The following is a 24,580-nucleotide window of genomic DNA, read 5'->3' as shown; positions in this document are numbered from 1 at the left end:
CCGACCACAGGCTCCGTCGAACGCTCAGCCCTGCGGACCGATGGCCAGAATCGTGTGACCCGCCTCCCCGATTCTGGCCCAGGGGGCGGGGTCCAGACCGAGCTCCACCCGCAGAGAGCGCCGCGAAACGCTCCCGGCGCTCAGATGCTCCTCGGATTCCAGGCTGTCATACGCGTAGCGGCGATTATCGACGCTCACCGGGGCGGTCACGGCCCGCGTCAGCCAGGGCCTGTCGCGACGCATCCGCACAAGGGCACGGTACAGCCCAAGCATGCGTTCGGAGTCGGGGGACGCGCCCATCGACGCCGAATCGTCGGGGAATGCGGGTCTTATGGCGTCGTCGCCGCCGAAGCGATCCTCCTTGACGCCCGTCATGGCGTATTCGTCGCCGTAGTACACCGAGGGCACGCCGCCGACGGTGAACAGGACGACCGCCGCGAGCTCGGCCATCCTCTCCCCCACGCGGCTGGCGATCCGGGTGACGTCATGGTTGCCGATGAAGGTCTGGGGCACGAACGAGCCGAGGAAGGCGTCATGACGTTTCAGGCACCAGTCCAGTTCGTAGAAGTTCGCGGATTCCAGGCTGCTCCACACCGCCTTCCACATCTCGTACTGGGTGACGGAGTCCATGCCCGAGACGTCCACGATGCCCGCATAGTCGCCATGGATGACCTCCCCGAGGAACCAGGAGTCGGGGAAATCCTCACGGACCGGCGGAATGACACGGCTCCAGAAGGCGGGCGCGACGGCGTACGCCGCGTCAAGGCGCCAGGCGTCCGCCCCGCGCCGCATCCAGTGCTCCATGACGTCATGCACCAGCGAAGCGACGGCGGGCGAATCGTGGTCAAGCTCCGGCAGGTCGGCATGACCCTCGAACATCGGATAGTCGACGCCTCCGTCGTCGCGGCGCCGCATGCGGAACAGGCCGTCGCCGGATCCGTTCCCCTCGCGGCAGCGTTCCAGGGCCCGAAGGAACAGCGGATGACGTGAGCCGACGTGGTTGAACACGCCGTCAAGCATCAGACGGATGCCATGGGCATGGCAGGAGCGCACCAGGGCGTCGAAGTCGTCGTCATCGCCCAGACGGGAATCGATGGAGAAATGGTCGACCGTGTCGTAGCCGTGGCTCGTCGAGGAGAAGATGGGTCCGAGCAGCAGTCCGGTGAATCCCATATCGGTCATATGGTCCAGCCAGGGAATCAGACGCCGCAGACGATGGGCGGGGGCCCGCTGCGCGTCCGTATCGGGTCGTATGGGAGCCCCGGTGAATCCCAGGGGATACACCTGCCACCAGATGACGTCCTTCACATCCACCGTCCCGTTCATCCCCTCATGCGCAGGAAGGGATTCCTCCACGATGGAGGATGGTCCTGTGCCATCAACGATCGGACCCTCGACGATTGGCTCATCCATGGGCATCCGTCCTTACCGCCGTCAGGCTGCGAACAGCCTAGCACGGCCGTCACGGGAACCCATCCCCGACGGGGGCGGCCGTCCCTCCGCGAAGACGACCGGCCGGTGTCCCTGAGGAACATCCGGCCGGACATCGCATGAAGCCGTCGCCACGAAAGTTCGGGCTTCCGGACTCAGAGGGAAATTCTGGAACCTCCAAGGATCCCCGCGCGTCTACTCCTCTCTCAGGGCCTGTCGCGCCTTGCCTTTCGCCTTCGTCGAATCCCTGTCGGCCTTCGCCTTGGCGACCTTCGCATCGGCCTTGGCCCCATCGAAAGCGTCGGACGCCTTCTCCGCCGCGTCGGCCGCCTTCTCGCGGATGTGTCGTGCCACGCTGCCGGCGACGTCGCCGGCATCACTGATGATGTCCATGGACCCTCCTTCGGGTCGAACGCCCCGGGAGGCGTCACCGCCGGCATCCTGGTCCCGGGGACTTCCGTCTGAATGAAAAGGATGACCGGCCTGAACCGTGCAGGAGGCGCAGAGACCGTTCCCGTGCACGCGGGAGCAGATCCGCCGTCATCGCCGTTCGCCGGCGATTCCCCGAGCGTATCAGGCGCGCGCCGGCCCTCCCTGCGCGATGCATCCCGTTCATCGCCGGGCTGAATCCCGACGGACGCGATTCGGATATCCCTCCGCAGACGTCTCATCGTGGGGGCGGCCGCCGGAAACGATGAGGGAAGGGCGAGAAGGGCTTCACGCTCATCGAGCTGCTCGTCGTCGGAGATCAGTCCTCGAAGGGATGCTCCCAGCATGGGGTGTCGGCGAGCGCCGGGCCGTGGTTGTAGTCCATCAGCCTCCAGCGCAGAGGCTCCTCAGGCAGGTCGAGCGGCGCCAGCCGCGCCCAATGGGCGTTGCGCATGGACGGCAGCGACGCCATGCCGGGATCGAGGCGTGCGAGTCCCAGCAGCGTCTGGAGGGTCTGGGCGATCCAGGCGCCATGGGAGAACACGACCAGCACGTCGCCGTCCCCTCCCTTCGCCGACCAGTCGGCCAGAGCCCTCACGCCGCGCTCGCCGACAGCGGATTTGGGTTCGGCGCCATGCCGAAGCTCCCCGCCGCGGAATTCGGCCCACAGGCGAAAGTCCTCGGGAAAGCGCTGACGTAGCTGGTCGACGGGCATGCCCTCCCATTCCCCGAAGCCCCGTTCCCTGACGCGAGGGTCAGGATGGACGTCCACGTCCAACGGATCGGCGAAGGCGTGCGCGGTGCTCTCGGCACGTCCCAGGTCGGAGCAGACCACGAGCGGGCGCAGCGGCGAGGATTCGCGGAAGGCCGCGCCCCGTACGTAAAGTTCCCTGAGGGCCTCGCCGGTGCGCTGCGCCTGCCAGGCGCCCACCTCGTCAAGGGGGATGTCGATCTGCCCCTGCAGACGTCCGGCCGCATTGTAGGCGGTGCGCCCATGCCTCACCAGGATGATGGCGCGCACATGCGTCTTCCGCGGCTCAGTCATCGAGGGCCTTCGTCGCGCCGTCGACCGCGGTGGCATCGAACGCGGAGGCGTCCCGGCACCCATCGCCGCCATCATCGACGGATGCATCCGGGGTGCCCTCGCCCGCACCGCCGGCATCCGACGCCCTCACCGGATCCGCCAGACCGAGCCCGATCTCGGGGCAGTCCCCCCAGAGACGTTCGAGTCCGTAGAAGTCACGCACGTCGCGCAGCATGACATGGATGATGACGTCGCCGTAGTCGAGCAGCACCCAGCGTCCCTGGTCGCGCCCCTCCACGTCACGAGGCTCACGGCGACCGCCGTGAAGATTGAGGTCCTTGGCGATCTCGTCGGCGATGGCCAGGGTCTGGCGCTCATTGGAGGACGAGACGATGAGCATGGCATCGCAGATCGCCATGGGCACGGAGACGTCGTAGGCGAGAGGATCCTCCGCCTTCATCCTGTCCGCGGCCCCAGCGGCGATGCGCACGACGTCGATGGATTCCTGCTGCGCGGTCATCTCGGCATCACTCCCATTCAGCGTTCCCAGGCGGGCTTCCAGCCCTCGACGACATGCTGCGTGTTCTCGGAATACACCATCGAGCCGTCGGGCACGTCATGCCGGACGACGGAGCCGGCGCCTGTGGTCACCCCGTCCCCGACCTCCACGGGCGCCACGAAGAGGTTCCCCGCGCCCACATGGACACCAGAGCCGATGCGGGTGTGGTTCTTGTGGACGCCGTCGTAGTTGGCGGTGATGGTGCCTCCGCCGACGTTCGTGTGCTCGCCGAGGTCGGCGTCGCCGACGTAGCTCAGATGGGGCACCTTGGTGTCGTCGCCGATATGAGCCTTCTTCATCTCGACGAACGCTCCGGCCTTGCTCCCCCGTCCCAGCTCGTTGCCGGGACGCAGATAGGTCCAGGGGCCGATGGTGGCCTCGGGGCCGACATGCGTGCCCTGCACGCGCGAACGCTCGACCGTGGCGCCCTCGTCGACGACCGCGTCGATAAGCGTGGTGTAGGGTCCCACGACGGCGTCGCGCGCCACGACGGTGCCTCCCTGCAGGAAGCAGCCGGGCAGCACGGTGACGTCCTGGGCGAGCCTCACCTCGTCGTCGATCCACGTGGTGTCCGGATCGGGTATCGTCACGCCCTCGCGCATCCAGCGCTCGCACACGCGCCTGTTGTGGGCCCGTGCGAGAGCGGACAGCTGCACGCGGTCGTTCACGCCTTCGACGGCGAGCGGGTCCGAGGCGGCGACGGCTCCCACCGGTCCCAGGGACGCCGCGGACTCAAGGGCGTCGGTGAGATAGAACTCCCCCTGGGCGTTGCGCGAGTCCAGGCCGGCGACGGCCCGGCGCAGGACCGAGGCGTCGAAGACGTACACGGAGGTGTTCACCTCGTGGACGGCGAGCTCGCTGCCGTTGGCGTCCTTCTGCTCGACGATGCGCAGCACGCGCCCGTCGGCGCGCCGGATGATGCGCCCGTAGCCGGTGGGGTCGTCGAGGACGGTGGTGAGCACCGTGGCGACGTCGTCGCCGGATTCGTGGAACTCCAGGAGCCGCGAAAGCGTCCCGGCATCCAGCAGCGGCATGTCGGATGCCGCGATGAGCACCGGGCCGTCAAGAGGGCCATCGGCGTCAAGCTGGCGGATGGCGCATTGCACGGCGCGTCCCGTGCCAGGCACGTCGTCCTGACGGACGATCACGGCCTGCGGTTCGGAGTCGAGGGCGGCCCGGGCGACGAGGTCGGCCTGGTGACGCACGACGACCGCAGTGCGAGCGGGACGGAGTCCACGCACGGCCGACAGGACGCGGGAGAGGAAGGTCCTCCCCGCAAGCGTGTGCAGGACCTTCGGACGCGACGAGCGCATGCGGGTGCCCTCTCCTGCGGCGAGGACGATAGCGGCGGACAGGACCATGACGGTCGGTCTCCCCTCTGGGGACGCGGCACCGGCCGTTCCCCGGTCGCGGACCGGACCGTCCGGCCTGCTGTGGTTCCCCCACCTGGATTCGAACCAAGACAAAGGGTTCCAAAGACCCGTGTGCTGCCATTACACCATGGGGGATCGGCGGGATCGCTTCCGCCAAGCTGTCATTATGCCATAGGGGGCATGACCCCGACGGCGTCCATACGCGGTTCAGGCGAAGAGGAAGCCCTGCCCGTGATGCTCGGGGTAGGAGTCGAAGAGCTCGGCCACGGACCCGTCCTCGAACACCGCCTTGATCGCGCTGGCGAGCAGAGGGGCGATGGACAGCACCGTGAGCCCGTTCCAGCGCTTCTCCGGACCGATCGGCACCGTGTCGGTCAGCACGATCTCCCGGGCGCCGCAGTTCTTCAGCCGGTCGACCGCGGGCCCGGACAGCACGCCATGGGTGGCGACCACGGTGACGGACCGGGCGCCGGCCTCCTCAAGCACGCCGCACGCGCCGGCGATGGTGCCGGCAGTGTCGATGAGGTCGTCGACGAGCACGCAGTCACGTCCCCTGACGTCCCCCACCACGCGGTTGGAGACGGCCATGTTGGGCCGGGTGATGTCCCGCGTCTTGTGGATGAAGGCGAGGGGACCGCCGCCGAGGCGCTGCGCCCACTGCTCGGCGACGCGGATGCGTCCGGCGTCCGGCGAGACGACGATGACATTGTCCAGCTCGTCCGAGAAGCGGTCGCGGATGTAGTCGACGAGCACCGGCATGGCGATGAGGTGGTCCACCGGCCCGTCGAAGAAGCCCTGGGACTGGGCCGCGTGCAGGTCGACGCTCATGATCCGGTCGGCGCCGGCCGTGCGCAGGAGATCGAAGACCAGACGGCAGGAGATGGGCTCGCGGCCGCGATGCTTCTTGTCCTGGCGGGAGTACCCGAGCAGCGGGCAGACGGCGGTGATGGACCGGGCCGAGGCGCGCTTGAGCGCGTCGATCATGATGAGCTGCTCCATGATGGACTTGTTCACGGGGTCGCAGTGGCTCTGGAGGACGAACACGTCCGCGCCTCGGACGGATTCGGTGTAGCGCACGTACATCTCGCCGTTCGCGAAGTCATACGCCGTCGTCTCCAGGACGTCGATGCCGAGCTGCCCGGCGACGTCGGCCGCCAGCCGCGGATGGGCCCTTCCGGTGACGAGTATGAGATTCTTATCAGGCTTTCCCTCGAGGATTGCGCTCACCGTGTCTCCATACGTTGGTCATTGACGCTGACCGGACCCATCGTAGTCAGCCGCGGCGACGGTGCCGACACGGCTCGTATCCGGCACCGAAGCGCCCGTTCACCGGTACAGGCCGTGCTTGGCGATGTACTGGACGACGCCGTCCGGGACGAGGTACCACACCGGTTCGCCCTGCGAGGCCCGGCGGCGCACGTCGGTGGAGGAGATGGCCAGGGCGGGGATCTCCAGGGTGTCGACTCGCCCGGCCGGCAGCCTCACGCCTTCCGGACTCGAGTAGCCGGGACGCGTGACGGCGACGAAGCGCGCCAGGGACCACATGCCGTCGGCGTCCTTCCACCGCATGATCTCGGCCACGGCGTCGGCGCCGGTGATGAAGAAGAGGTCGGCGTCGGGATGCAGAGCTCGCATGTCCCGAAGCGTGTCGATGGTGTAGGTGACGCCAGGGCGGTCGATGTCGACCCGTGACACGGTGAACTTGGGGTTCGAGGCCGTGGCGATGACCGTCATGAGATAGCGGTCCTCGGCGTTGGTGACCCTCTTGTCGAGCTTGAAGACCGGACGCCCGGTGGGAACGAAGACGACCTCGTCGAGGTCGTACACCCAGGCGACCTCGGAGGCCGCGACGAGATGCCCGTTATGGATGGGGTCGAAGGTGCCGCCCATAATGCCGATCCGCGGCCGGGCATGCCAGTGTCCTCTCGCCGAGCGTCTCCCCCTTCCGGCGTCACCAGCCTCCAGGGACAGCTCGGACATGCGCCGGGCGGAGCCCGCGGGGATGACGAGGGGCGATGGGTCGGCCTCGCCTCTCATCGGATCGGCGGAGGATGCCGCATCGGCGAGACCCGGCGGGTCTGCGGAATCAGTTCTCCCCCCCGGGCGTGATCCGAGCTCCGCGGCCGTTTCCACGGCCTCATGCATGCGAATGGCCATCACCATCGGTCGCCGTCCGCGGCGGAAGGATCCGGTCCCTCCTCGGCTCCGTCCCTCCCGTGTCCCTGCCCCCCGGTCTCCCTCTGCGCGTCGGAATCCCGGACGTCACGGCCATGGGATCTCGCATCGGCGTCATGGACGTCGCGTTCGAGACGACGTGCCGCGGAATCCGTCTCGTCGGCGTCGATGCGGCCCATGGCCTCGTCCCATTCACCCTGCACGAAGCGCCGGATCTCGGCGAAGGTCGGAAGCTCGAAGGACGGCTGATAGATGCGCCGAATCCCCGCGACCTGGTCGGTGATGCGGATGAGGGTGTCGGCCATGCCTGGAAGGTCGCCCTCATGCTCCATGTTGCGGAAGGTCGCGATATGCCTCTCCATGGCCTCGAGCAGCTCGCCGCGTCGGGCGTCGGAGTCCTCGGGGGGATCCCGGACCTGGTCGGAGTCCTCCTCCGGCCAGCCCATCAGCACCGCGTCGGCGTATTCCAGCGAGGCCTGCTCGTCCGCGGAGGCGATGCCGTCCTCGATCTGGACGAGGAAGACGTAGCGCACCGTGCTCAGACGCTCGGCCGCGAGTCGCATGGGAAGGCGGGGGTCGTCCACGTCCACTCCACGGTCGGCGGCCTGGGCACGCGAACCGGAGGACACGAGCGGGACGTCCGCCCCGGACCCGGCCGCGGCCTTGTCCGGCCCCTCTCCCAAGGTCATCGCCGCACCTGTCCCATGCCGTATCCGATCCATTTGGTCGTGGTCATCTCCCGCAGTCCCATGGGACCGCGGGCGTGGAGCTTCTGGGTGGAGATGCCCAGCTCGGCGCCGAATCCGAACACCCCGCCGTCCGTGAACCGCGTCGAGGCGTTGACCATGACGACCGCCGAATCGACGCGTGAGGTGAACTCCTCGATGGCCGAGTAGTCCTCCGCGATGATGGACTCGGTGTGCCCGGTGGAATGCGCGTTGATGTGCGCGATGGCCTCGTCAAGGGAATCCACCACGCGCACGCCCATCCTCAGCGCGAGATACTCGGCGTCCCAGTCGGCCGCGTCGGCGTGGCTCAGCCTCCCGGGGGCGATGTCGGCCCCCTCGATGATGCGATAGGCGACATCGTCGGCCCGCAGCTCGACGCCCGCGTCGGCCAGCGCCCCCGCCAGACGCGGCAGGAAGTCCTCGGCCACCTCACGATGGACGAGCAGCTTCTCGGCGGCGTTGCACACGCCCACACGCTGGGTCTTGGCGTTGAGCACGATGGGGACGGCCTTGCCGAGGTCGCCGCTGCGGTCGACGTAGATGTGGACGTTGCCGGCGCCCGTCTCGATGACGGGGACGCGGGAGTTCTCCACGACGGAGCGGATGAGGCCCGCACCCCCGCGCGGAACGAGGACGTCGATATGCCCACGCGCCTCCATCATCGCGTGGGCCCCCTCACGCCCGAAGTCGTCGACCGTGGCCACCAGGGCGGGGTCGAAGCCATCGTCGCGCAGCACCTCGCCAATGACCTCCAGCGTCGCCTCGTTGGTGCGCCGTGCCGCATGACCACCACGGAGAATCGCCGCGTTCCCGGACTTGAGGCACAGCGACGCGACGTCCACGGTGACGTTGGGTCGCGCCTCGTAGATCATGCCCAGCACGCCGAGGGGGACGCGCACCTGCGTCAGCCGCAGGCCGTTGGGCAGACGATAGCCCCGGACGACCTCTCCCACGGGGTCGGGAAGGGAGGCGACGTGGCGCACGCCGTCGGCGGAGGCGCGGACGCGGTCCTCGTCGAAGCGCAGACGGTCGAGGCGTCCCGCATCCATGCCATCCTCGCGGGCGGTATTCATATCGACCTCGTTGGCCCGTGCGATCACCGCGGCGGAACGATCGAGCGCGTCGGCCATGTCATCAAGCAAGCCGTCCTTCGTCTCCGCGGAGGCCCGGGACAGCGGAGCCTGGGCGCGCGCGGCCGCGTCCGCCCGCGCGAAGACGGCGGACAGCACATCCGCGTCCCCACGGGCCGGACCGGCGGCTCGACCCTCCACACGGGGGCGGTCCACGCCGATTCCGGCTCCTACGCTGTCCAGGCGGCTCTCATCCATGCCGCTTATTGTACGACCGGTGCGGAGACGGAGGGCCTGCCGCTCTGGACGGAACCGTCGGGCTCCACCACGGGCGGCCCCCACCCGTCCTCTTCGGAGGCGTTCGGACCACCCGGCCCCTGCTGCCCATGCGCCTCACTAGACTGGTCACGGATGGGGCGACGCACCGGCGTGCGGCCCTCCCCGGAGCGTCGCACGGGGGCGGAGGCAGAAGACATGCGGCGCGCGACGACCCCAAGCAGGGTCCAGGCAGGATATGAGGCAGACCGTGAACACCTTCCACAGCACACGCAGCACCACCGATGCACTCACCTCGAAGCAGGCCATACGTCGCGGCCTGGCCCCGGACGGCGGGCTGTTCGTTACCGACTCCCTCGGGGAGCGCACGGTGCCCATCGATGACCTCGCCGGACTGGACTACAGAAGCATCGCCTCGCGCGTCCTATCGGTCCTCCTGCCGGACTACACGGCCGAGGAGCTCGACTCGTGCATCCAGGCCGCCTATGGCGACCAGTGGACGGATCCCGCCGTCACCCCCCTGCGTCCGCTCGGCGAGGACTACGTGCTCGAGCTGTTCGACGGTCCCACAAGCGCCTTCAAGGACGTCGCTCTGCAGATCCTGCCGCGGCTCATGGCCCGCACGACCCCGGCCGGAGATGACCCGGACGAGCGGATCATGATCCTCACCGCCACCTCCGGCGACACCGGCAAGGCGGCCCTCGCCGGCTTCGCCGACGCGCCGGGCACGGGGATCACCGTCTTCTATCCCGAGGGCGGGGTCAGCCAGATCCAGCAGCTGCAGATGACCACCCAGAGGGGGTCGAACGTCCACGTCTGCGCCGTGAGAGGCAACTTCGATGACGCCCAGAGCGCCGTCAAGTCCATCTTCGGTGACGGGGACCTCGCCGGCGACCTCAAGCGGGACTCGCATGTGGCGCTCTCCTCGGCGAACTCCATCAACGTCGGCCGTCTCGTCCCCCAGGTCGTCTACTACTTCTCCGCCTATGCGCAGCTGCTCGCCCGGCATGCCGTCACCCCCGGCGAGGGAGTGGAGTTCGTCGTTCCCACGGGGAACTTCGGCGACGTGCTCGCCGGCTACTACGCGAAGCGTCTGGGGCTGCCGGTGAGGCATCTCGTGGTGGCGAGCGACCGCAACAACGTCCTCTTCGACTTCCTGACCACAGGAACGTACAACCGCAGGCGCCCGTTCTATGAGACGACCTCGCCGTCCATGGACATCCTCGTGTCCTCGAACCTCGAGCGCATGCTCTACTACATGTCCGACGGGGATGCACGCCTCGTGAGCATGCTCATGTCGGACCTCTCACGCTGGGGCGCCTTCGAGGTCCCCGGTGAGCTGCTGGACCGCATCCGCGCGCTGTTCGGCTGCGGGTGGGCCGACGAGCACCAGGTGGACTCGGCCATCCGGGACTGCTGGGAGCGCAACGGCTACGTCATCGACCCCCACACGGCCTGCGGATACTTCGTCATGCGTCGGATGCCGCGCGACCCGAACGTCCCACGCGTGCTGCTCAGCACCGCGAGCCCCTTCAAGTTCCCCCGGGTGGTCAGCCGCGCCCTGGGGCTGGATGCGGTGGGCACGGACTTCGCCTGCATGGACTCGCTGGCCGAGGCCACCGGAACCGTTCCGCCGAAGGCGCTGCGTTCGCTGGAGTCGGACCCCGTGCGCTTCACGGACGTCGTGGCCGTCGACGGCATGACGGATTTCGTCCGCGGCGCCGCAGCCGGCCTGGCCTGAGCCCCACCACCCGCAGCCGGAAGTCCGATGACCCCGCTCCATTCGGCCATTCGGCGTGAGCCGATCTCCCACGGCAGGCCGTCAACGGCGTCTACAGAACGCGGGGGGCGTGGTCGAAGTCGAAGAGCACGCCGTCCGCCTCGTTGCAGATGGAGGACCATTGACGGTCCGAGGAGTCGTCGTGCATGGCCCACACGGTCATGCCCACGGACTTCGCCGAGCGAATCCCCTCCAGCAGATCCTCGAACACCGTGCACGCGGGCGGCTCAAGTCCCAGCATCCCCGCGGCATGGACGTAGACATCGGGGCGGTCCTTGCCGGCGTCGTCCACGTCGTCGACGCTGCACACGGCGTCGAACAAGCCGTCCAGACCCACATGCTCCATCGCCGGGCCTCGGAGGGCGGGCGGCAGGGACGTGGCCACCGCCAGGCGCGCGCCGGTGTCCTTCAGATGCCTGACGTACTCCACGGCGTGCGGCTTGGCCTCGACGACGGTGGAGTATGCGACGCGGGCCATGCGGTCCCACTCGTCCATCAGCCGCTCGGGCGTGTCATCCAGACCGAAGCGGTCGATCGTGTACTCGGCGATCCGTCGGAACTGCATGGACGACACCTTGGCCATGTAGTCGGGCGGCACCTCGATGCCGCGCCGTCCAAGGAAGTCGACGTCCACCTGGTCCCAGACCCCCATGGAGTCGAGAAGAGTGCCGTCGAGGTCGAAGATCGCCCCCTTGCCGCTGTTCTCAGCCATCATGGGGACCATGCTAGTACGGGCGAGCCGGCGGCATCCGCACAATCGCACGCCAACGGACGGCGGAAAACGGAAACCGACGGCGATGGCGGTCCGACCCACCGTGGTCCCGACCCCGGACCGTGACGTCAGTCCGGTCTGCGGCTGTCCGTCAGCAGCTGGCGGGCATGCTCGAGAGAGGCGGGCGACTCGTCGCCGGACAGCATGCGCGCGATCTCATGCACGCGTCCCTCGCCCTCCACGACCGCGACCGTGGTGGACACCGCGGACACGTCTGTGGCGTTTCTTCCTCCCCCGTCCCCGTCATCCGTCGATGCGGCCGATACGCCCTTGCTCACGACGATCTGCCGATCGGCCCAGGAGGCCACCTGGGCGAGATGGGTGACGACGATGACCTGGGCGTCCGCGGCGAGCCTGGCCAGACGACGACCAAGCTCCACGGCCGCCCGCCCGCCCACGCCGGCGTCCACCTCATCGAAGATGAAGGTCGTCGAACCACTCATCATCCCGCGATCCATCGCTCGCTTCCCCGACGCCGGGACATCCGACGGCTCGGCGGCCCTTCCGCGGCATCTCGCGGTCGACAGCTCGAGAGCGAGCATAAGGCGGCTGAGCTCGCCGCCCGAGGCGCTTGACCCCAGAGGAAGCGCACGCGACCCCGGGAAGGGCGTGAAAAGGAACTCGACATCGTCGCCGCCCGAATCATCCAGCGCCTTCGGGCCGGATCGGCCCGCAACGCGGATGTCCAGGCTCGACCCCGACATGGCCAGAGCACCGAGCTCCTCATCCACCATCGCGGACAGACGTCTCGCGACCTTCCGACGGGCGTCATGAAGGGAGTCCGCGGCCTTCCGCGCGGCATCAAGGCCCTCGGCGACCCTCCGCCGGAGCTCCTCGATGCGCTCGGGGGCCGCGTCAAGGTCCTCGAGCTCCACGGAGGCGGCGTCGCGAAAGGCGAGCACGTCCTGAAGCCCCGGCCCCCATCGGCGGACGAGCTCGTCCAGCTCATGGATACGGGCGTTGATGACGTCGAGGTCGCCCTCCTCCTGGCCCCCGACGCGGTCGGTGAGGGAGAGAACGACGTCGGAGACATCCGCGGCGAGGGCGTCAAGCCGCTCGGCGGCCCCGTCATATGGATCGGCGATATGGATGGATCGCAGGGACTGCGAGGCCCTGCCCAGCAGGTCAAGCACGCCTAGGGCGTCATCGGCTCCATCGAGCTGAGAGGGATCGAGCGCCGCGACGGCTCCGCCCACTCCCTGAGCGATCGCCGCCGCATGCTCGATGCGAGTGCGACTGTCCCGCAGCCGCACGTCCTCACCGGGCTTCGGATCCACGCGTCCGATGCGTTCCAGGGAGTCCCTCAGATAGTCGATGCGCTGCCGCGTCGCGGTCTGACGTTCCATCGTCTCCGACAGCCTTCCGCGCGCCCCGCTGAGCGCCGCCCACGCCTCGTCGTAGCGAGCGCGGGGTGCGAGCACGGACGGCATGGCGTCCAGCAGGGCCCTTTGACGGATGGACGAGGCCAGGCGCAGCTGGTCGGACTGTCCGTGGACTACGACGAGTTCCGAGGCGATCGCGGACAGCACCGCGCGGGGGACGGTTCTTCCGCACAGCAGCGCCCGTGACCGTCCGGAGACGGGAACCAATCGCGTCAGGAACAGCTCCCCCTCCTCGACCTCGGCGCCGGCCTCGCGGGCGGCGGCCACGGCACGCCCTCCGGAATCCTCGCGGAACACGGCCTGCGCCCAGGAACCCTCCGCGTGAGCGGAGACCCGCCCCGCGTCGGTGCGACCCCCGGAGACCAGACGGATGGCCTCGAGCAGCATGGACTTGCCGGCGCCGGTCTCACCGGTGATGGCGGTCATTCCCGCCGCCGGTTCGATCAGAGCGTGGCGGATCGGCCCCAGGTCGCGAACCTCAAGCTCTTCAAGCATCGCGGGCCTCCGACCCCGGAGAGCCGGCGGACACGCCGCCTTTCATCGCATCGCCCACCACGCCCCCGCCGTGCCGGCCCGTTCGGGCCTGCTCCCTCCAGCCGACGACGGGAAGGTCGAACTTCGTCACCAGACGCCGGGTGAACGGAACGCCGGAGAGTCTGGCCAGCCGCAGCGTGTCGCGCGAGACTCTCACCTCGATGCGCGTGCCGCGGGGCACGGAGCACTGACGACGCCCATCGCAGCAGATCCATCCGTCGGAGACGGAATCCTCGAGCACGTCGATCGTGAAGGTCGAGTCGGCGCCGATGACCAGGGGCCGCGCGAACAGCGCATGCGCCGCCAGCGGGACGAGCTGCAGGGCGCGGACGTTCGGCCAGATGATCGGCCCGCCGGCGGAGAAGGCGTAGGCCGTGGACCCGGTGGGAGTGGAGACGATGACCCCGTCGCATCCGAAGGAGCTCGTCTCGACGTCGTCGACGCGGATGGACAGCTCGACCATTCTGCCCTGCTCGTCGCGCTCGAGGGTGATGTCGTTGAGAGCCCAGTCGCGCAGTGGCTTGTCGGCTCCCGGAAGCCAGACGTCCACATGGGCGATCATGCGCTCGTCGATGGAGTAGTCGTGCTCGGCGACACGCCGGATGGCCTCGCCGATCTGGAAGCTCTCAAACTCGGCGAGGAAGCCCACATGCCCCAGATTGACGCCCAGGATCGGCACCTCGGTGCAGTGCACGAGCTCGGCGGCCCGCAGGATGGTCCCGTCGCCGCCGAGAACGACGACGATCTCCGTGTCCTCGTCCACCACGGGTGACGCGCCCCCGAAGGCGGGGGCCTCTGAATTGTCGATGATGGTGACCCGGAACCCCGTCGAGCGCAGCCGCTCCACCGCCTCGGAGACCAGCGAGCCATGCTCGCGCAGCCGCGTGTGGGTCACCACCACCGCATGCCGTCTTCCCGCCATACGACCGTCCCCGATCCTCCATAAGGCCCATGCACGGACCTGTTCCCGATACGGCCGCGGATGGATGACCGCGACCGGACGACACCATGGTAGGACGTCTCCCGCGACGAGGACGGAATCCGCCTCAGAGGGCATGGATGGCGCGGGATCCCCAGGGTCGTGTGGAAGCGACGCCGGGACCGGGACATGGAGGAAATCCGAAGAACCCGCCCTGCTCGCCTACAATGGCTGACGACCCGGGTCGGCGTCGAGGACCCCACGCGAGGACCCGACGGCATGGGTGCGGCGCATCCCACGGGGGTCCGCCGACCCCGGGGACGAGGCTGGAGACGAGGGGGATGATCGCATGCCACGACCCGTTCCACGTCGTCGCCGCATCGCATCCATGCCCTTCCATCACCGCGTGGCCGGACGCGGGATGCCGCATCCCTCCCCTCGTCCCATTCCGGCGCCCGGACCGCGACGCCGACTCCGGCGCCGGGACCTGTCGCGCATCCTCGCCCATCCCGGACGTCTCACCATCGCCTACTTCGGCGCGCTCATCGTGGTGATGACGCTGCTGCTCCTGCTTCCGGCCGCAACCGCCGCCGGCATGTCCACCTCGCCGAGCGTGGCGCTGTTCACGGCCGTGTCGGCCCTGTCGACGTGCGGAATGGCCGTGGTGGACACGGCCTGGCACTGGACGCTGTTCGGCCAGGCGGTCATCCTCCTGTCCGTGCAGCTCGGAGGGCTGGGCGTCATGAGCTTCGCCTCGATGATCACCATCGCGGTGAACCGCCATATGAAGGCGTCCCAGCGTCTTCTCACCGCCGAGGAGCTGGGGACGACGCGGCTCAGCGAGATCCGGGACGTTCTGACGCTGATGGCGGTCACCGCACTGGGCATCGAGCTCGTCACCTTCCTGGCCCTGCTGCCCGGACTGTGGAGGACGAACGGAGGCGATGCCGGACTGACCCTGTGGCAGGCGCTGTTCTTCGCCGTGGCCTCCTACAACAACGCCGGCTTCACCCCGGACGGCGCGGGGCTGCATGTGCTCAGCTGGGCGGTGGGTCTGCCGATCCTTCTCAGCGCCTTCGCCGGAACCCTCGGATTCCCCGTGCTCCTCACCCTGCTGAAGGCGGTTCGACGCCGCATCCCCCCACGTCGCTGGTCTCTCCATACGAAGATCACCCTGGTGACCACCGCCGCGCTCGTAATCTTCTCCCTGGTGTGGTTCCTCGCCGTGGAATGGGACAATCCCGCGCTGTTCCGGGACGCCGACACGTCGACGAGGCTCCGGCATGCGCTGGCGGCGGCGGTCATGCCGCGGACCTCCGGCTTCGATCCGTCCTGGGTTCCGCAGGTCAGCGAACCGACCAAGGTCGTCATGAGCGCGCTGATGTTCATCGGAGGCGGCAGCACGTCCACCGCGGGCGGCATCCGCGTGACCACCTTCGCGGTGGTGCTTCTCATCTGCCGTGCGGCCTTCACGGGGCACCGGGAGGTCAACGTCTTCGGACGACGTCTGCATTCACGCACCCTCATCACCGCGGTGAGCGTGACCACGTCCTGTCTCGCTCTCGTCCTCTCGTCGGCCCTGGCCCTGATGCTCATGACCGGAGGCAGGCTGACGAACGCGCTGTTCGACGCGTGCTCGGCCTTCGGTCTGGGCGGATACACGACGGGCGTGGTGCGGGCGGACGAACCCGGAGCCATGATGCTTCTCGCCGCGGTGATGGTGGTCGGACGTCTCGGTCCCATGACCATCGCCTACGCCATCAACAGACCCTCGTTGACGGAATCGGTCCGCTATCCCACGGAATCCATCGCCGTAGGATGAGGCGCACGCCGGCCGCCCCGGGCGACAACGTCACACCGGCGGGAACGGAACCAACATCGAAAGGAAGGAACATGGGCAGAGACGATCGCAGCGTTCTGATCGTGGGGCTCGGACGCTTCGGAGCGGCCGTGGCCTCGACGCTCGACTCCCTGGGGCAGGACGTGCTCGCCGTGGACCGGGACGCCGAGCTGGTCAACCGCTGGTCCTCCGTCATCCCCACGGTGCAGGCGGACGCCACGGACGCGCTTGCTCTGGAGCAGCTCGGCGTGAAGGACTTCACGACGGCGGTCGTGGCGATTGGTGACAGCGTCGAGGCGTCGGTGATCACCACCGGTAACCTTCTCGACGAGGGTCTGACGGATATCTGGGCGAAATCCGTCTCCAGGGAGCATGCACGCATCCTCGAGCGCATCGGGGCTCGGCACATCATCAACGCGGAAACCGATGCGGGCAACCGCGTCGGCCATCTCGTCTCCGGCGACTTCCTCGACTACATCGAGATCGAGGGCCCTCATACGGTCGTCAAGATCCGCACGCCCGCCCATGCGGCCGGCCTGTCCATCGGCGAGGCGAAGGTCCATGAGCGCTTCGGAGTGACGGTGGTTGCCGTGAAGTCCCGCGGACGGGAGCTGGCTTACGGCTCGCGCGACCTGGTGATGCATCGCGACGACGAGCTCATCCTCATGGGCACGCAGGACCAGATCACGCGCTTCATGCGCGGCTGACCGGCGAAGGCCGGCGTCGGGCGACGCGATGCCGGAACGACGCGATGACCGGTGCGATCCCCGGACCCACGGGTCGTCTCCCGACGCATTGGACGGGAACCGCAGGAATCTGGTATTCAGTATGTGAGGGGAGCATACGCTCCATCCACGCGGATGAGCGAACGGCGCCCACGGGATTCAGCGTGTGAGAGGGCACGCATCCGGAGGATGGGCGCGGGGTCCGCATACGCAGCGGCGAACGCGGGGGTGATGACCGATGGATCTGACCATCGATGCGGGCGACGTCCCGCGCGGCGAATACGGCCGCATCATCGTCCGGAGACGCGCCACGCTGGACGCGGGGGTCGTCTTCCGTCGTCTGGAGGTCCACGGCTTCCTGCGATGCGGGGACTGCAGAGGCGGGGACCTGCTCATCCGCGCCGGATGCATCGACTGCGTGGGGGTCATGCGTGTCGGTGAGATCAGAGGCCACGGAGTCCTGAGGGTCGACGGCGACGTGCTGTGCTCCCGGCTTGAGCTCACCGGAACGGCGAAGATCTCCCGGCGTGTGGAGTGCTCGGGGGACGTTCATGTCAGAGGAATGCTCGACGCCCCGCAGTCCGTGCGCGCGCGGGAGGTCCGCATCAGCGGGACGGTCAGGACGCGCAGCCTCAAGGGGCTGGACGTCGTCGAGGTGCATCCCCTCGAGGGAATCCTGCTGTCACGTCCCGGGATGGAGGGATATCGGGAGGGCAGCAGGGCGTCGGAGGTCACGGGGACGACGGTGCGTCTCGTCTCGATGCGCTGCGGAAACGTGCAGGGGCGCGAGGTCGTGCTCGCGGCGGGAAGCCATGTCCATACGGCACGCTTCACCGAGTGCCTGACGCGGGACTCCCGGTCCTCGGTCCTCATCGTGGAGGGCGACAGAAGACGGGTGCGTCGGATCGGGTCCTAGGAGACGGTGCCGACGCCCCCCTGCCCGCAGGTCGACGCGCCGACGCCGGGCGCGGCCCGTCCGACGCTCAGGCAGAGCAGGTATTCGACGTTGCCGTGCATCCCCTCGATGGGGGACGGAGCCACCCCGACGACCGTGAATCCCTCCCTCTCGGCCGCGTCCACGACCCCGTCGACGGCGCGGAGCCTCTCCTGCGGGTCGCGCACCACCCCATGCCTCCCCAGCCGGCCTCTGCCGACCTCGAACTGCGGCTTGACGAGCAGGACCGCATCGCCGACCTCGGCGATGACCCTGCGCGCCACCGGAAGCACATAGCGCAGGGATATGAACGAGACGTCGCCGACGACCATCGCCGGACGGAAGGGCAGATCGCCGGCTTCGAGATCGCGCACGTTCACGCCGCTCATCTCCACGACCCGGGGGTCGCCGGCCAGCCGGGCGTCGAGCTGCCCATGCCCGACGTCGAGGGCGACCACGCGCCGCGCGCCCCGACGCAGCAGGACCTGCGTGAAGCCTCCCGTGGAGGCGCCGATGTCCAGGCAGTCCAGACCCCGAGGATCCCGGAGCCCGTGCGAGGCGAAGGCCTCAAAGGCCCCGACGAGCTTGAGCGCGCCCCGCGAGACGTAGTCGTCGCCGTTCCTGAGCTCCAGCGACCGTCCGGACCATACGGATGTCGACGGACGGCGTTCGACATGCCCGTCGACCAGGACGCGTCCCTCCTCGATGAGGCGCCGGGCCCTCGTGCGAGAGACCGCGAGGCCCCGAGCGGCGAGCGCGACGTCGAGCCGGATCGTCGGCCCGCACCGCCCGTCGTCCGTCATCGGCGCTCTCCGCGACGGCCACCCCGGCCGTGGTCGCCCGAACCACCACCGTGGCGCCCTTCGTCACGTCCCCCATCACGGCGCAGATCCTCGAAGCGACGCGTGAGCCCGCTCAGGATGCCTCCCAGTTGACGAATGCAGGTCTCGGAGTCCTCCGGATCGAGTGAACGGAGCACGGAGGACCCGTTATCGCGACGCGCATCCAGAACGTCCTCGCCGGCATCGGTTCCGCGGCCTATCCCCGACGGGACGGGACCCGCCGTGACGGAACCGTCCGCGGGGACGGGTTCCGACGAGGGCGACTCATCTCTCACGACGCCTCCCCGGCATCCTCGAAGCAGGTGGCGTCCGGAAGGACGAGGTCCTCCGGATGCACGCCATCGTCGGTCAGACTCCATGCCAGCACGCAGGCCGCACGAAGGCGATCCGTCGCGCAGCCCCCGGACGCCTCGATGCCCGTGCCCCTCCTCCGGGCGCGGGCGCCGCCGCAGACGCCGTCGCCCTCGGCCGTCAGGCGTGGCACCGGCTGAGGCTCGACCAAGGCCCTCAGATCGACGCCGACGTATGTGGGGCGCAGACCGCGCGGCGCACGAAGCAGTCCAGAACGGTCCGTGACCCCGGTGAGCACGAGCAGCGAGTCGTATCCTCCACGGACCCCCGCCTCGATGTCGGTGTCCAGACGATCCCCGACCGCGAGACAGCGCTCGCGCGCGACGGGAGTGCGTCCGTCATGGGCGGCCAGCAGCCTCGCCTCGTCGTACATGGCGGCCTCGGGCTTTCCCGCGGAGCCCTCCGGTTTCACGCCCGTGGCACCGATCACGGCCCGTATCAGCGATCCGCATCCCGGCGCGATGCCCTTCTCCCGGGGAATGGTCAGGTCGAGGTTCGTCACGAAGTACCGCGCCCCGCGCTCCACGGCGAAGGACGCCTGCGCAAGCTCGCGCCAGCTGATGTCGGGATACCAGCCCTGGATGACCGCCTGCGGCGCGTCGTCGGCCGAATCGACGGGAACCAGCCCCCGTTGCGCGACCTGCTCGCGCAGATGATCCGCTCCGAGCACGAGCACGCGTGCGCCTGCGGGAAGCCGACGCGCCACCATCCGGGAGGCGACGATGGAGGAGGTGATGACGTCCTCGTCGTCCAGCTCGAGCCCGAAGCCCCTGAGCTGGTCGGCGACCACGCGGGGACGTCTGGAGGAGTTGTTCGTCGTGTACTCCACGGCCATCCCCTCGGCGATGACTCGCCTCAGGGAGTCGACGGCGTGCTCCACGGCCTGTCCGCCGCGATAGACCACGCCGTCGAGATCGACGAGCGCCAGGCCATAGGCATGGCTCAGCGGTTCATCGCATCCGCGCAGACCGTCACGGCGATCCGTCATATCCGGCGTCACGGTTATTCCACCTCCCCGTTCCCGGCGGCCTCCGTTCCTGCGTCGGCCCCTTCATCCGCGGGTACCGCATCGACGACGTCCGGATCATCGGATGTCGCCACCGGATCCGGCGCCGAAGTCTCGGATTCGGCACCGGCCGAATCATCGCCCTTCTCGGCATAGACGGCGTCGGCGGGGTCGATGCCCGCGTCCTCGAACATCTCCGGGGACAGGCGCTCCAGATCGTAGTCGATGACGACCTCTTCTGGCGAGGTCTCATCCTCGTCCTCGTCGGCGTACCGCGCTTCGAGTTCGTCCAGCGTGGCATCCAGCGCCGCCGCATCCTCCTTGCGTCCGGCGCCCTCGAGGAAGTACTGCTCGGCCTGCACCGCCCGCATCCGGTACTCTCCGGACAGCCCCCGCGCCCGCCCCAGCTCATGGACCGCGGCGGCCGCCTTGTCCCAGAGCCCGAGATCGGCCATCGCCCCCGCGTACACGAGGAACATCTCGGCCTTCGACTCGCCGTCCAGGGTGCGACCCTCGTCGGAGCAGGCGATGTCGATGGCCTTGCGCGGCTCCCCCAGACCCCTTTCGCAGTCCGCCATGAAGGGCAGATAGTCAGGATAGCCGTTCATCCGATGGGCGGTGCGGAACTCGCGCAGGGCCAGACGATACTCGCCCTGCCGGTAGGCGACGAAAGCAAGCGTCTCCCTCGAGAAATCGATGCGCGAGGCCTGACGCGCCGCCCACTGGGCATGCTCGAGCGCCGCCTTGGGATCATCGGTCTCCAACGCGTAGGCCGCGAGGATATGCAGGCCGATGTTCTCCGCATGCTCCTTGGACAGGCCTCTCAGACGCTCCCTGTCCTCCTTGGACAGCATGGACCACTCCATGCCGCGGGGCATGCGGGGCTCTCCGGGGCGTCTATCGGTGTACGGGTTCTGCGAGGGGAACTCAGGCTCCTCAACGCCGCGGCGTGGCGTGGCCCCGCGTCGGTCGTCACGTCCGAAGCGTCCGTCGTCGCGACGGCGATCATGGAAGCCGCCGGGTCGACCCGCCCGGAATCCTTCGGAACGACGCTCGCCGTCCGATGCCGCGCCGCCCTCGCGACGCCGGTCATCATACCGGCGCTCATCGCGACGATGACCGTCCTCACGGTTCCCGTCGCGGCGATGATCCCGATGGTCGTAGCGCTCGGACTGACCGGAACGCGGACGACCCGAGCCGAAGCGGGAACGTCCGGAGAACCCCCCGGAACGACGCTCGCCGTTCCCATCGGCACGTCCCTCACCCTCGGAGCGGGGATGGAAACGGCGTTCGGGGCCCTGGTCGCCCCGCGAGCCGCCTCGGTCGTCGCGGCGACGGTCATGGTCCCGCCAGGGACGACGGCCGTCCTCACGGCGCGGTCCGTCATGCGACGGCCGTCCATGGAACCGGTCGGATCGCCGACGCTCGCCGTCGGAGTCCCCTCGCCATGGACCTCGATGCTCCGCGTCGTGCGCGGACCGATGGGAACCGTATCCCGCTCCCCCCGATCCGTGACGCGGATTATGGTCGCTTCGGGGACCGTCATGGAAACGAGGGGATCCCGTCCTGCGGTCGCCGGAGGCATGTCCCCGGGAAAATCCCGAGCGTCGTCCGTCCCGGCCATCGTCGCGACCGGAGTCCCGCGAGGAACCGCGGAAAGAGTCGCGCCGGTCGCGACCGGCGTCCGATGCGCCGTCCTCAGGCGGACGGAACCGGCCACGGGGATGGAATCCCCTGCCCGAGCGCGATCCCGGACCACGCGAGGCGCGGGGCCTTCTGGGTGACCCATCCTGTGATGAGTGGTGTTCTTCCTGAGCCATGTCTTTCCTTTGCTGACGAATGCGTACCGGCGATTTTCCTCCGCGCGATGGTCGAAGGTGGACGTTCCACGCGGCTGCGGTCCGGATGCGGAGCGCGATGTCCCTCCATCGTCCCTCGGTCCGCGGACGCGCGTCACCCCCTGCCGATGACCCCGAGGGACTTCCTTCCGCGACGGAGCAGCGCGAAGCGTCCGTGGAGGAAGTCGTCCTCCCCGATGACCGCGTCGACGTCCCCGACGCGGACGTTGTCGAGATACACGCCTCCGGAGGCGATGGTCTTGCGGGCCTCCGAAACCGAGCGGAACAGTCCGGCGAGGACCCCGGCCTGCGTGACGCGGACGCCCGGTTCCGCGGTCGCGAACCGCGTGCCTCCCTCGCCGTCGTCCGTTCCAAGCCCCTCGAGAGCGGATTCGAGCGTGGCCTGATCGACGTCCTTCAGATCCCCGCCACGTCCGAAAAGCGCCAGCGAGGCCGCTATGGCCTGACGCGTGGCCTCCTCGCCATGCACCAGCGAGGTGACCTCCCAGGCGAGGGCCTTCTGCGCCTCGCGGGCGCCCGGATTCTCCTTCGCATCCTCGGCGAGCCTCTCGATCTCCGCCTTCGGCAGGAAGGTGAAGGCGCGCAGCAGACCGACGACCTCGTCGTCCGGACGGTTGAACCAGAACTGGTAGAAGCGGTAGGGACTGAGCATCGCCGGGTCGAGCCAGACGGCGTTGCCCTCCGATTTGCCGAACTTGCGACCCTGGGCGTCCGTGATGATGGGGCTGGTGAACACGTTCACCGTCACGCCGCGCACCTTGCGGATGAGATCGAGCCCCGAGGTGAGGTTCCCCCACTGGTCGGAGCCGCCTATCTCCAGGGTGCAGTGATAGGCGTCATACAGATGGAGGAAGTCGTTGCCCTGCAGCACCTGGTAGCTGAACTCGGTGAAGGAGATGCCGTCCTCGGACTTCAGCCGCCGGGCCACGACGTCCTTGGACAGCATCGTCCCCAGACGGAAGTTCTTCCCGACGTCGCGCAGGAAGTCGATGACCGACATGGACGCCGTCCAGTCGTAGTTGCTCACGAAGCGCACGGGATTGTCGCCGTGGGTTTCGAGGATCCCGCCGATCTGCGCGCGCAGCCGGTCGGCCCATCCGGCCACCACGTCCCTCGGATTGAGCGTGCGCTCCCCGCTCTGGCGCGGGTCGCCGATAAGACCCGTGGCGCCGCCGACGAGGGCGATGGGATGATGCCCGGCGGCCTGCAGATGCCGCATGATGATCAGCTGGACGAGATTGCCCACATGAAGGGAGGCGGCCGTCGGATCGAATCCGCAGTAGAAGGTGATGGGACCGCCGGCCAGTGCCTTGGCGAGCTGCTTCGGGTCGGTGGACTGCGCGACCAGCCCCCTCCACTGGAGCTCCTCGAGAAGCGAATCGAATCCGGCCTCGGCGGCGTCGGTGACATGGGCCATACGCAAGCATCTCCCTGGTTCTCTCCACCCCGTTCCATACGGGAACGGGCACCACCACCTTACCCGATGACGAGTGGGGGACGAGGACGCCGAAAACCCCCACGCGCGGGTCATCAAGCACCGTCAGACACATCCGCACCGTGAAACGAGGCGGAGGTACACTCATGCCCGGCCTGACGCCGACGGCGGAAAGACCGGGAAACGCAAGAAAGGGGGACGGTGCATGCGTCCATCGCAGAGGACCGACGACGACGGGCCATCAGACGCGGCGCTCGCCGAGACGGACCGCATCATGGGGTCCCTGGTCCGCGAAGGGCGGGCCCCCTCGTACGTCTACGCCGTTTTCGACCGGTCGGGAATCCTCCATGTCGCCGGCGGCGGACCGGACGCGGCGGGGCTGGACGCGGCTGAGCTGCAGCGTCTGAGGTTTCGCATCGCCTCGATGAGCAAAAGCTTCACGGCCGCGGCCATACTGCGCCTGACGAACGACGGTCTGCTCCATCTCGACCAGGCGGCGGCCGACATCGTTCCCGAGATGTCCCATGTCACCCGCTTCCGCGACGACGACCCGGGCATCACCATCGCCGACCTGCTGTCCATGCGGTCCGGGCTGGCCACCGACGACGCGTGGGCCGACCGCCAGGAGTCCATGACCCCCGAGGATCTGCAGGCGCTGCTCCGGCGCGGGGTGCGAACGGTGTTCTCGCCGGGCGAGGCGTACGAGTACTCCAACCTCGGGTATGCGGTACTGGGCCGGATCATCCGGACGATCACGGGCGAGGAGCCCGCCGCGTACATCGAATCGCGGATCATGCGACCTCTGGGCCTCGCGGACACGACCTACGACTTTCGCCGAACGCCCGCCGGGCTGCTCATCACCGGATGCCACGCAGCTCCCGCGATAGCCGGCGAGGAGCGGCCGCGGACGTGGGAGAAGGAGACCTTCACCGCCCCGGGCGCCTTCAGCGTCATCGGCGGAGTGATCAGCTCGCTGAAGGACGTGGCGGCATGGGACCGCTGGCTGGCCGCGGCCTTCGATGATGCGGTCCGCAGCCACGTTCACGACGAGGTGCTTCCCGCGAGTCTGCGACGGATCATGCAGACCGGCCACACCCCCATCCCCCCGGTGCTGAGGTCCGGATCGAGTCGGGGAC

Annotated in this window: 21 protein-coding genes and 1 tRNA gene; 5 read left to right on the top strand and 17 right to left on the bottom strand. The window is 68.7% G+C overall.

What is annotated here, in order from left to right:
• Positions 1-24: 24 nt before the first annotated feature.
• The 10 genes from RWX87_RS02835 to RWX87_RS02790 form a co-directional block, all read right to left on the bottom strand.
• Positions 25-1,326, bottom strand: coding sequence for an alpha-amylase family protein (locus RWX87_RS02835; RefSeq protein ID WP_314686736.1), 1,302 nt, complete (start codon positions 1,324-1,326; stop codon positions 25-27).
• A 300-nt stretch (positions 1,327-1,626) separates the two neighbouring features.
• A complete protein-coding gene (locus tag RWX87_RS02830; protein WP_314686706.1) occupies positions 1,627-1,824 on the bottom strand; it encodes a hypothetical protein in 198 nt (65 codons plus the stop codon).
• A gap of 355 nt (positions 1,825-2,179) precedes the next feature.
• Positions 2,180-2,905 (bottom strand): histidine phosphatase family protein, encoded by a 726-nt coding sequence (locus RWX87_RS02825; RefSeq protein ID WP_314686705.1) that lies wholly within the window; start codon positions 2,903-2,905, stop codon positions 2,180-2,182.
• Positions 2,898-3,404, bottom strand: a complete 507-nt coding sequence (gene rsfS / locus RWX87_RS02820; RefSeq protein WP_314686703.1) for a ribosome silencing factor — start codon at positions 3,402-3,404, stop codon at positions 2,898-2,900. Before rsfS ends, RWX87_RS02825 begins: the two co-directional genes overlap by 8 nt.
• Before the next feature lie 17 nt (positions 3,405-3,421).
• Positions 3,422-4,804: a bifunctional UDP-N-acetylglucosamine diphosphorylase/glucosamine-1-phosphate N-acetyltransferase GlmU gene (gene glmU / locus RWX87_RS02815; protein WP_314686699.1), complete on the bottom strand. Its 1,383-nt coding sequence runs from the start codon at positions 4,802-4,804 to the stop codon at positions 3,422-3,424.
• Between the two features lie 73 nt (positions 4,805-4,877).
• A tRNA-Gln gene (locus tag RWX87_RS02810) sits at positions 4,878-4,951 on the bottom strand.
• Positions 4,952-5,023: 72 nt separating this feature from the next.
• Positions 5,024-6,043, bottom strand: a complete 1,020-nt coding sequence (locus tag RWX87_RS02805) for a ribose-phosphate diphosphokinase (RefSeq protein WP_314686697.1) — start codon at positions 6,041-6,043, stop codon at positions 5,024-5,026.
• 99 nt (positions 6,044-6,142) lie between these two features.
• Positions 6,143-6,853 carry a nicotinate-nucleotide adenylyltransferase gene (gene nadD, locus RWX87_RS02800; RefSeq protein WP_314686734.1) on the bottom strand — a complete coding sequence of 237 codons (711 nt, stop codon included), beginning with the start codon at positions 6,851-6,853 and terminating at the stop codon, positions 6,143-6,145.
• A 119-nt stretch (positions 6,854-6,972) separates the two neighbouring features.
• Entirely contained in the window at positions 6,973-7,713 is a 741-nt protein-coding gene (locus tag RWX87_RS02795) for a phosphoribosylglycinamide synthetase (RefSeq protein ID WP_399552279.1), read from the bottom strand.
• Positions 7,677-9,005 (bottom strand): glutamate-5-semialdehyde dehydrogenase, encoded by a 1,329-nt coding sequence (locus RWX87_RS02790; protein WP_399552280.1) that lies wholly within the window; start codon positions 9,003-9,005, stop codon positions 7,677-7,679. Before RWX87_RS02790 ends, RWX87_RS02795 begins: the two co-directional genes overlap by 37 nt.
• A 298-nt stretch (positions 9,006-9,303) precedes the next feature.
• Between RWX87_RS02790 and thrC the strand changes: the two genes are divergently transcribed.
• A complete protein-coding gene (gene thrC, locus RWX87_RS02785) occupies positions 9,304-10,806 on the top strand; it encodes a threonine synthase (RefSeq protein ID WP_314686690.1) in 1,503 nt (500 codons plus the stop codon).
• Positions 10,807-10,897: 91 nt separating this feature from the next.
• Here the strand turns inward: thrC and RWX87_RS02780 are convergent, their stop codons facing one another.
• The 3 genes from RWX87_RS02780 to RWX87_RS02770 form a co-directional block, all read right to left on the bottom strand.
• On the bottom strand, positions 10,898-11,557 hold the full coding sequence (locus RWX87_RS02780) for an HAD family phosphatase (protein ID WP_314686731.1): 660 nt from the start codon (positions 11,555-11,557) through the stop codon (positions 10,898-10,900).
• A gap of 128 nt (positions 11,558-11,685) precedes the next feature.
• Entirely contained in the window at positions 11,686-13,494 is a 1,809-nt protein-coding gene (locus RWX87_RS02775; protein ID WP_314686689.1) for an AAA family ATPase, read from the bottom strand.
• A complete protein-coding gene (locus tag RWX87_RS02770; RefSeq protein WP_314686687.1) occupies positions 13,487-14,455 on the bottom strand; it encodes an NAD kinase in 969 nt (322 codons plus the stop codon). Before RWX87_RS02770 ends, RWX87_RS02775 begins: the two co-directional genes overlap by 8 nt.
• 418 nt (positions 14,456-14,873) lie before the next feature.
• On the opposite strand from RWX87_RS02770, the gene RWX87_RS02765 reads away from it, so the two are divergent.
• The 3 genes from RWX87_RS02765 (at position 14,874) to RWX87_RS02755 (ending at position 17,933) form a co-directional block, all read left to right on the top strand.
• Entirely contained in the window at positions 14,874-16,274 is a 1,401-nt protein-coding gene (locus RWX87_RS02765) for a potassium transporter TrkG (RefSeq protein ID WP_314686728.1), read from the top strand.
• A gap of 71 nt (positions 16,275-16,345) precedes the next feature.
• Complete coding sequence (locus RWX87_RS02760) at positions 16,346-16,999, top strand: TrkA family potassium uptake protein (RefSeq protein ID WP_314686685.1); 654 nt, start codon at positions 16,346-16,348, stop codon at positions 16,997-16,999.
• A gap of 256 nt (positions 17,000-17,255) precedes the next feature.
• Complete coding sequence (locus tag RWX87_RS02755; RefSeq protein ID WP_314686683.1) at positions 17,256-17,933, top strand: hypothetical protein; 678 nt, start codon at positions 17,256-17,258, stop codon at positions 17,931-17,933.
• Here the strand turns inward: RWX87_RS02755 and RWX87_RS02750 are convergent.
• The 4 genes from RWX87_RS02750 to tyrS all read right to left on the bottom strand — a co-directional run bounded on the left by RWX87_RS02750 (position 17,930) and on the right by tyrS (position 23,426).
• Positions 17,930-18,754 (bottom strand): TlyA family RNA methyltransferase, encoded by an 825-nt coding sequence (locus RWX87_RS02750; protein ID WP_314686680.1) that lies wholly within the window; start codon positions 18,752-18,754, stop codon positions 17,930-17,932. The two genes, RWX87_RS02755 and RWX87_RS02750, sit on opposite strands and share 4 nt — an antisense overlap.
• A gap of 310 nt (positions 18,755-19,064) precedes the next feature.
• Complete coding sequence (locus tag RWX87_RS02745; protein WP_314686725.1) at positions 19,065-20,132, bottom strand: HAD-IIA family hydrolase; 1,068 nt, start codon at positions 20,130-20,132, stop codon at positions 19,065-19,067.
• Between the two features lie 14 nt (positions 20,133-20,146).
• Positions 20,147-21,004 (bottom strand): hypothetical protein, encoded by an 858-nt coding sequence (locus RWX87_RS02740; RefSeq protein ID WP_314686678.1) that lies wholly within the window; start codon positions 21,002-21,004, stop codon positions 20,147-20,149.
• A gap of 1,099 nt (positions 21,005-22,103) precedes the next feature.
• The gene (tyrS, locus tag RWX87_RS02735; RefSeq protein ID WP_314686675.1) at positions 22,104-23,426 is read right to left on the bottom strand and encodes a tyrosine--tRNA ligase; all 1,323 of its coding nucleotides are present in this window, start codon (positions 23,424-23,426) and stop codon (positions 22,104-22,106) included.
• A 223-nt stretch (positions 23,427-23,649) separates the two neighbouring features.
• Between tyrS and RWX87_RS02730 the strand changes: the two genes are divergently transcribed.
• Positions 23,650-24,580 (top strand): serine hydrolase domain-containing protein (locus tag RWX87_RS02730; protein ID WP_314686674.1); only part of this gene is annotated, 931 nt, incomplete at its 3' end.

It is taken from the genome of uncultured Bifidobacterium sp., from assembly GCF_963540075.1.
GTDB lineage: Bacteria > Actinomycetota > Actinomycetes > Actinomycetales > Bifidobacteriaceae > Bifidobacterium.
Note: the sequence above shows the minus strand (reverse complement) of the source record. Positions and strands in the feature narration are given on the sequence as shown.